This window comes from Pseudomonas sp. 05T35 (assembly GCF_056396605.1).
In genome coordinates, this window is the sequence record NZ_JBFTLU010000192.1 from 1 (window position 1) to 7,914 (window position 7,914).

Annotated in this window: 8 protein-coding genes and 1 pseudogene; 8 read left to right on the forward strand and 1 reads right to left on the reverse strand. The window is 59.2% G+C overall.

The annotated features are described in order from the left end of the window. The first annotated feature begins 153 nt into the window (after positions 1-153). The 5 genes from AC1DH9_RS15905 (at position 154) to AC1DH9_RS15925 (ending at position 3,581) form a co-directional block, all read left to right on the forward strand. The gene (locus AC1DH9_RS15905; protein WP_427542043.1) at positions 154-363 is read left to right on the forward strand and encodes a DUF1127 domain-containing protein; all 210 of its coding nucleotides are present in this window, start codon (positions 154-156) and stop codon (positions 361-363) included. Positions 364-543: 180 nt separating this feature from the next. Then, entirely contained in the window at positions 544-861 is a 318-nt protein-coding gene (locus tag AC1DH9_RS15910) for a DUF2388 domain-containing protein (protein ID WP_123427845.1), read from the forward strand. Between the two features lie 106 nt (positions 862-967). Then, positions 968-1,276: a DUF2388 domain-containing protein gene (locus AC1DH9_RS15915; RefSeq protein WP_427542046.1), complete on the forward strand. Its 309-nt coding sequence runs from the start codon at positions 968-970 to the stop codon at positions 1,274-1,276. Positions 1,277-1,302: 26 nt separating this feature from the next. Then, positions 1,303-1,623, forward strand: coding sequence for a DUF2388 domain-containing protein (locus tag AC1DH9_RS15920; RefSeq protein WP_054594970.1), 321 nt, complete (start codon positions 1,303-1,305; stop codon positions 1,621-1,623). After that, entirely contained in the window at positions 1,620-3,581 is a 1,962-nt protein-coding gene (locus AC1DH9_RS15925; protein ID WP_427542049.1) for a DUF7844 domain-containing protein, read from the forward strand. The genes AC1DH9_RS15920 and AC1DH9_RS15925 overlap by 4 nt, the downstream gene beginning before the upstream one ends. A 33-nt stretch (positions 3,582-3,614) precedes the next feature. Here the strand turns inward: AC1DH9_RS15925 and AC1DH9_RS15930 are convergent. Next, positions 3,615-3,695: pseudogene (locus AC1DH9_RS15930) on the reverse strand (GFA family protein); the annotation flags it as partial. A gap of 342 nt (positions 3,696-4,037) precedes the next feature. Between AC1DH9_RS15930 and AC1DH9_RS15935 the strand changes: the two are divergent. The 3 genes from AC1DH9_RS15935 to AC1DH9_RS15945 all read left to right on the forward strand — a co-directional run. Further along, positions 4,038-5,345, forward strand: a complete 1,308-nt coding sequence (locus tag AC1DH9_RS15935) for a CitMHS family transporter (RefSeq protein WP_477808400.1) — start codon at positions 4,038-4,040, stop codon at positions 5,343-5,345. Between the two features lie 70 nt (positions 5,346-5,415). Further along, positions 5,416-6,183 carry a TerC family protein gene (locus tag AC1DH9_RS15940; protein WP_427542052.1) on the forward strand — a complete coding sequence of 256 codons (768 nt, stop codon included), beginning with the start codon at positions 5,416-5,418 and terminating at the stop codon, positions 6,181-6,183. A 209-nt stretch (positions 6,184-6,392) separates the two neighbouring features. Beyond that, positions 6,393-7,914, forward strand: a 1,522-nt coding sequence (locus tag AC1DH9_RS15945; RefSeq protein ID WP_477808401.1) for a Na/Pi cotransporter family protein, incomplete at its 3' end; no start/stop codon positions are given.

The window sequence follows — 7,914 nt, forward strand, 5'->3', positions numbered from 1 at the left end:
GTACAGAAGGGCAGCCGCATGACAGGTACAGTTTCTGAAATACATAAACTGAACCAGTACAATTTAACATTGGTGTAGCTGCTCCAGCGTCGGCGAAACGCCGAACATGGTCTCCCAAGGCTGCTCAATCAGCCTGTTCGTAAGGAATACACCATGAATCGGTTACTTGATGTTCCGCTCCCGCCTACTCGCAAGCCTTCCTTGCTCAAGCGTATGGCCCGGCTGTTTGCCGCTATCGGTCAAGGCATGGAAAAAGCGCGCACCCGCCGCCTGCTCGCGCAACTTAATGAACAGCAGCTGTCTGACATAGGTATCAGCCATTCCGATCGACTGGTCGAACTGGACAAACCTTTTTGGCGCTAACTGTGTCTAGATGGGGTGACAGGGCTATTCGAACGGTTGAACAACGGCCTAATATCCGAAGACAACGTGGCGAGCCCTGCGCAGGGTATGTCTGATCTCTCAGACGTTACGCATCACGCAGTGGCGGCCCGACGTTATTTTTGGCGTCACTATTTATGGTTTATTCACAGGAGTTACCCCATGTCCCGTCTTCGTCTGCTCAGCGCTGCAGCACTGCTGGCCGTGGCTGCCAATTCGCATGCCTCCAGCTTCATTATCACCACTGATACTGTCGTCGGTGCACTCAAGGACAGCTCCGACGCCACAACCAATCTCTCCTCTTCGCTGCGGGACAAGAAGATCGTTCGCGCCGCCCGTGACGACGCTGCCAGCTTCGTGGCCAGCGAAGGCGCCATCCGTGGCGTACGCCTGGAAAGCGCTCTCGACTACATCCACACACAGGCGCCACAGCTGAAAGCCACTGACGCACAGCTCGCTCAAGCCATTCTGGCGATCTGATCGACGTCGGAAAACGGGGCTCTCACATTGGGCCCCGATTCCTCAGCGCTGGCTCTGGTCCGGGCATTGCGCTAGCCTTGGGGCTCGTTTCCAAACGTCGAGTCTCATGCATTTTCTTTCAAAACCATTCATCACATTCCTGTTTATCACTGCCTGCTGGAGCAGCCCGGCCCATGCCTTGGACCTGACTACACAGAACCTCGTCGTCACCACTTATGCGACAAGCAAGGTGACCTCCGCGCCCTTCGACCATAAACTGCTACTCGCTGCCCACGATGATGCGGCGGCGTTCATTGCCAGTGACGGTCAACTGCGAGGAGCGCAACTGGAGTCCGCCCTGGTTTACCTGCGCCAGACCCGGCCAAAACTTCATGCCAGCGACCTTGAACTGGCACAGGCAATTCTCGTCCAATAGTTATCCTGTTTTTCCGGAGTCGTTMCATGCGTAGCCCGCTGATTGCTGCCACCCTTGGCCTGCTGTTATTGGCCGATGTGGCCCAGGCACATACCCTGGAAGCCACCAGTAACATGATTATCCGCGCCTCTCAGCGCACCCTCGATTTCACCTCCGACACCACCACCTCGATTCGTGACCTGAAAGTCGTGCGCGAAGCCCATGATGACGCGGCCAGTTTCGTCGCCAGCAATGGCGATATCCGTGGTGCACACCTGGAAGCAGCCTTCGACACCTTGCGCACCCGTGTGCCGGAAGCCCGCGACGCCAGTGATCAAGTCCTCGCCGAAGCCATCCTCGCACTGTGAAGACACTAGCCGCCTGGCTGATGGCCGGGGCCGTATTGCTGCTTTGCAGTACAGCTCAGGCCAGCCTGCAACTACACCTCAAGACCGACGGTCTGAGCCCGGCAGAACAGCAAGCCAGCCAGGCACTGCTGGATGAAGCGATGCAGGCTTTGCCGCCGCGTTTCATCGAGCAACTGGACCGCCGGATTGATGTTGGCTGGACCGACGCAATGCCCGGTAACGCTTACGGAGAGGCGTCTCTGGTGTCAGAGGTGGACCTCAATCGCAACCTGCTGGCCAGCCTCACCGACGGCAGCGCTGCGACGAAAAAAACCAATCGCCCCCACGGCACCGTTCGCCGCGAAATGCTCGCCACGGTGCTGCATGAACTCACGCACATTTATGACCGTGCGCGCTTGTGGACAAGTGCCGAGCGTTTGCAGATCCAACGCTGTACGCGACAGAGCAACAGTTCAGGCCTGGTCGGCCTTCCCGATCAATGCCGTGGCCAGACTGACCGTCGTTTCACCTTGAGCGACGATCCACGCCTGCTGGACCTTGCCGGCTGGCCGCAATACGTCGGCCGACGCGGTGAACGCGAACAGCACAACCGGCAAATTGTCCGCAGCCCGGACCTCTACGAGACGAGCAGCCCCAAGGAATTTGTCGCGGTCAACATGGAGTACTTCCTCCTCGATCCGAGCTATGCCTGCCGCCGCCCGGCGCTATACCGCTATTACCAGGAACACTTCGGCTGGGCTCCGCCGGCCAAGGACAGCTGCGCCCAATCCTTCGCCTTCCTGAACGCGGGCAACGACTTCGCCAAACAACCGCTGGGCCAGGTCGATCCGGAAAGGGTCTACTCCGTCGACTACCTGCTGGCCGAGGCCAATCAGAATCTGGTCAGCCGCTGGGGCCACAGCATGTTGCGGCTGGTGATTTGTGCGCCCGGTCGCCCGCGCGGACCGGATTGCCGACTGGACCTGGAATACTCCCTGGTGCTGTCCTACCGCGCCTTTGTCGGCGACGTACAGCTGTCGAGCTGGGATGGTCTGGTCGGCAAGTATCCGTCGCGACTCTTCGTGTTGCCGCTATCGCAAGTCATCGACGAATACACCAAGACTGAACTGCGCAGCCTGGCCTCGGTGCCACTCAAGCTGTCGCGCAGTGAAATTGGAGAGTTGGTCGAACACGCCGCCGAAATGCATTGGAGCTACGACGGCAACTATTACTTCCTGTCCAACAACTGCGCGGTCGAGAGCCTGAAACTGCTGCGCAGTGGCAGCAACAATCCACAGCTGGTCGGCATGGACAGCATCATGCCCAACGGCTTGCTGGAAATACTCAAGGCCCGCGGACTGGCGGATACCAGCGTGCTCGACAATCCGCGCGAGGCCTTGCGCCTGGGCTATCGCTTCGACTCGTTCCGCGATCGCTATCAAGCGATGTTCGAGGTGCTGAAAAAACACCTGCCAATCAAACAGGACAAGGTTGAAGACTGGATGGCGCTGACGGCCGCAGAACGTCGCCCGTGGTTTCAACAGGCCGACCTGCGCACCAGCGCGGCATTGCTGTTGCTGGAGCAGGCGAGTTTCCGCCAGCAATTGTTGCTGGCCCAGAATGAGGTGAAACAACGCTATCTGGACGCCCGCGAGTTGAAAAACGGCGGCATGGACCAGGCCAATCAGACCTTGAAGCAGATTCTCGTCAACAGTGGTTTCCTCAGCCGTCCGGCAGAACTGCTCGACAGGGGCGGTTACGGCCTGCCACAGCCCAATGAATGGAAACGCCTGGAGTCGGAGAGCAGTACGCGACAGAAGAAATTACAGGTGTTGACCGGCGATCTGGACAAAGAGGTCAGGGCGCTGCTTGAGCCTGGCCGAGCGGCTGAGATTGCCGCGAATGAGGCCAACATCAAGCAATTGGGTGAGCATTTGCGAGCGTTGCATAAGGCGGCCGGCGGGCTGGAGTTGCCTTAAGTCAAAAGATTGCAGCCGGACAACCGGCTGTCAGTGGGCAATGTCACGCAATGGCCCGGTGAATTGATACCGCAGTTGTCCACAATGGCATCCGCCCGAGTGTCGCTCGCTCATACCAACACCCCCATCTTTATGTTCAACCCCGTCAAACTGCGGTACTGACCACTACTTCAGGCCGCGCCAGCCCACTTCGAACATCTCGTCTGGTGTTTGCCCAGCGAAAGCTGGCTGAAAGGTTTGCCCATTAGGATCGCCCGCACTGCCGGCAACAGACCGGTTGGCCAAACGAATGTCGCAACGTTCGCGCGGCCCAATTAACAACAACAATGGTGATTCTGATGTCCGCTCGTACCCGCCTGTTTGCCCCGACTCCCCCCGTACGCCTCGTGCTTTCCGTTCTGCGCTGACCCCACCCGGTTCGCCATTCCCTAGCCGCGCTACGCCTGGAGTATTCCCATGCTGACTTTCCTTGGCTTCGCCATGGTCATCACGTTCATGTACCTGATCATGACCAAGCGCCTGTCGGCGCTGATCGCCCTGATCATCGTTCCGATCCTGTTCGCCCTGTTCGGTGGTTTTGCCCCGAAGATCGGCCCGATGATGCTCGAAGGCATCACCAAGCTAGCCCCGACCGGGGTGATGCTGATGTTCGCCATCCTCTACTTCGCCCTGATGATCGACTCAGGCCTGTTTGACCCGGCTGTGCGCAAGATCCTCAAACTGGTCAAGGGCGACCCGCTGAAGGTATCCATCGGCACCGCGGTGCTGGCCCTGGTGGTGTCCATGGACGGTGACGGCGCCACGACTTACATGATCTGCGTAGCCGCCATGCTGCCGCTGTACAGCCGCATCGGCATGAGCCCGCGGATCATGGCCGGCCTGATCATCCTCGCCGGTGGTGTGATGAACATGACCCCGTGGGGCGGCCCGACCGCGCGTGCCGCCAGTGCATTGCATGTCGACCCGTCGGACATCTTCGTGCCGATGATCCCGGCGATGCTCGCTGGCGTAGTGGCGATCCTGGCGATTGCCTACCTGTACGGTAAACGTGAACGCGCGCGCCTGGGTGAATTGCACCTGATCGGCGACGAAATCGACCACAGCGAAATCAGCGTTTCGCAGTTTCCGGATGCTCGTCGTCCGAAGCTGATCTGGTTCAACGGCGCCCTGACCCTGGCCCTGATGTGTGCCCTGATCGCTGGCCTGCTGCCACTACCGGTGTTGTTCATGGTCGCGTTCAGTATCGCGATGATCGTCAACTACCCTTGCCTGCAACAGCAAAAAGATCGCGTTGCGGCCCACGCCGGCAGCGTGCTGGCAGTGGTCGGGCTGATTTTTGCCGCCGGTATCTTCACCGGCATCCTGTCCGGCACCGGCATGGTCGATGCCATGTCGAAAAGCCTGCTGGCCGTGATCCCGGATTTCCTCGGTCCGTACCTGGCCGTGATCACCGCACTGGCGAGCATGCCGTTCACCTTTTTCATGTCCAACGATGCGTTTTACTACGGTGTACTGCCGGTTCTGGCCGAAGCCGCCAGCCACTACGGCATCACCGCGGTGGAGATGGCACGTGCCTCGATCGTCGGTCAACCCGTCCACTTGCTGAGTCCGCTGGTACCCTCCACCTACTTGTTGGTGGCATTGGCCGGGATCGAATTCGGTGACCACCAACGCTTTACCTTGAAGTGGGCAGTACTGGTTTGCATGTGCATACTCGTCGCTGCACTGCTGATGGGGATTTTMCCGCTGTTCAGCACCTTGTAACGGCATCAACTCACCGCGCCGCCAGCTAAATGCTGGCGTCGTGGTTTAACACTCGCTCAAAGGAATACACATGGAATGGCTGACCAACCCTGAAATCTGGGTTGCCTTCTTCACGCTGACGGCCCTGGAAATCGTACTGGGTATCGACAACATCATCATGATCTCGATCCTCGTCAGCCGCATGCCCAAGCACATGCAGGCGCGCACCCGGATCTTCGGCCTGGCGCTGGCCATGGTCACGCGGATCCTGCTGTTGCTGTCGATCACCTGGGTCATGCGCCTGACCGCCGACTTGTTCGTGGTCTTCGGTCAGGGTATTTCCGGGCGAGACCTGATCCTGTTCTTCGGTGGCCTGTTCCTGCTGTGGAAAAGCTCCCAGGAGATGTTTCATGCACTGGAAGGTGAAGACGAAACCGCCGACGAGCCAGGTGGCAAGGGCGGCAACTTCCTCTACACCATCATCCAGATCGCGATCATCGACATCGTGTTCTCTCTGGACTCGGTGATCACCGCGGTCGGCATGGTGTCCCATGTTCCGGTCATGGTTGCTGCGATCATCGTTGCGGTACTGGTGATGATGATGGCTTCGGGCATTATCAGCGCGTTCATCGATAAGCATCCGTCGCTGAAAATGCTCGCGCTGTCGTTCCTGCTGGTGGTGGGTACCGTGCTGATCGCCGAAGCCTTCGGTGTGCATGTCCCCAAAGGCTACGTCTACTTCGCCATGGCGTTCTCGCTGGCCGTGGAATCGATCAACATCAAGATGCGCACCGCGATCGCGAAAAAGAAGAAACAGCAGGAGCCGGTGAAACTGCGCAAGGACATTCCGGGTCAATAACTAGCCATAATGAATCAAGGGGCTTTCGAGCCCCTTTTTCATACCCGCACGAAGCTGTTTTCATGACAGTTTTGTTTCAATCGACTCTTTAGCTATGCGATGCTGGCGCCCGGACCGTTAGCCAACTACAGCTTAAATACAGAACGTAGAACGTCGCACGGCATCGTCAACTTGCTCCATTGGGGCGCTGTTCATTCAGGGGGCCCAGTATGCTGACCCTGCTCAATCTACTGTCCGCCGTTGCCTTGCTCATTTGGGGCACGCACATCGTCCGAACCGGCATCCTGCGGGTCTACGGCTCGAACCTGCGCCATGTCATTGGCCAGAACATGTCCAAGCGCTGGCTGGCCTTTATCGCCGGGATTCTCGTCACCGCCATGGTCCAGAGCAGCAATGCCACGGCGATGCTGGTGACCTCGTTTGTCGGCCAGGGCTTGATGGCACTGACGCCCGCCCTGGCGACCATGCTCGGAGCCGACGTCGGTACCGCACTGATGGCGCGGGTCCTGACGCTGGATTTGTCATGGCTGTCGCCGCTGCTGATTTTCCTCGGGGTGATTTTCTTTCTCTCACGCAAGCAGACGAGGGCAGGCCAGCTTGGYCGGGTCGGCATCGGCCTGGGGCTGATTATTCTCGCACTGCAATTGATCGTCGAAGCCGCCAATCCGATCACCCACGCTCACGGCGTCAAAGTGCTGTTTGCCTCACTGACGGGCGACATCCTGCTCGATGCCCTCGTCGGTGCGCTGTTCGCGATGATTTCCTACTCCAGCCTGGCCGCCGTCCTGCTCACAGCAACCCTCGCCGGTGCCGGAGTGATCAGCCTGCCGGTGGCCATCGGCCTGGTGATCGGCGCCAACATCGGCAGCGGTGTCCTGGCATTTCTCAGCACCAGCATGCAGAACGCTGCCGGACGTCAGGTGGCGTTGGGCAGCCTGCTCTACAAGATGATCGGCCTTCTACTGATCATTCCGATGCTCGGCCCGCTGGTGCACTGGATGGACAGCCTCAATTTCCGCCCGCAAGGCCTGGTGATCGGCTTTCATCTGCTCTACAACACCGCGCGTTGCCTGGTGCTGTTGCCCAGCGTCGGTCCGATGGCCAGGCTCTGTGCCTGGCTGTTGCCAGAGCGCCCGGAAATCAACGGACAGGCCAAGCCTCGCCACCTGGACCCGACAGCCCTCACCACACCAAGCCTGGCCTTGGCCAACGCAGCCCGGGAAACCCTGCGCATCGGTGACCTGATCGACAATATGCTCGAAGCCATGCTCGATGTACTGCGTGGCAAACAAACCGCTGTCACTCAGGAAATGCGCCGCCTGAGCGATGACGTCGAAGTCCTCTGCAGCGCGATCAAACTCTATCTGGCGCAGATGCCCCGCGAAGACCTCAGCGACCAGGACAGTCGGCGCTGGGCAGAAATCATCGAACTGGCGATCAATCTGAAACTCGCCTCTGACCTGATCGAACGCATGTTGCGCAAGGTCCAGCAGCAGAAGACCTCGCAACGCCGCTCCTTTTCCGACGTCGGCCTGGAAGAGCTGGCGGGGTTGCACCATCAGTTGATCGCCAATCTGCGTCTGGGGCTGTCGGTGTTTCTGAGTGCCGACAAGGAAAGCGCCCGGCAACTGCTGCGTGAGAAACGTCGCTTCCGCGCGCAGGAGAGACGCTTGGCTCATGCCCATGTCAGCCGCTTGCACCGTAAGGTCGTGCAAAGCCTCGAAACCAGCT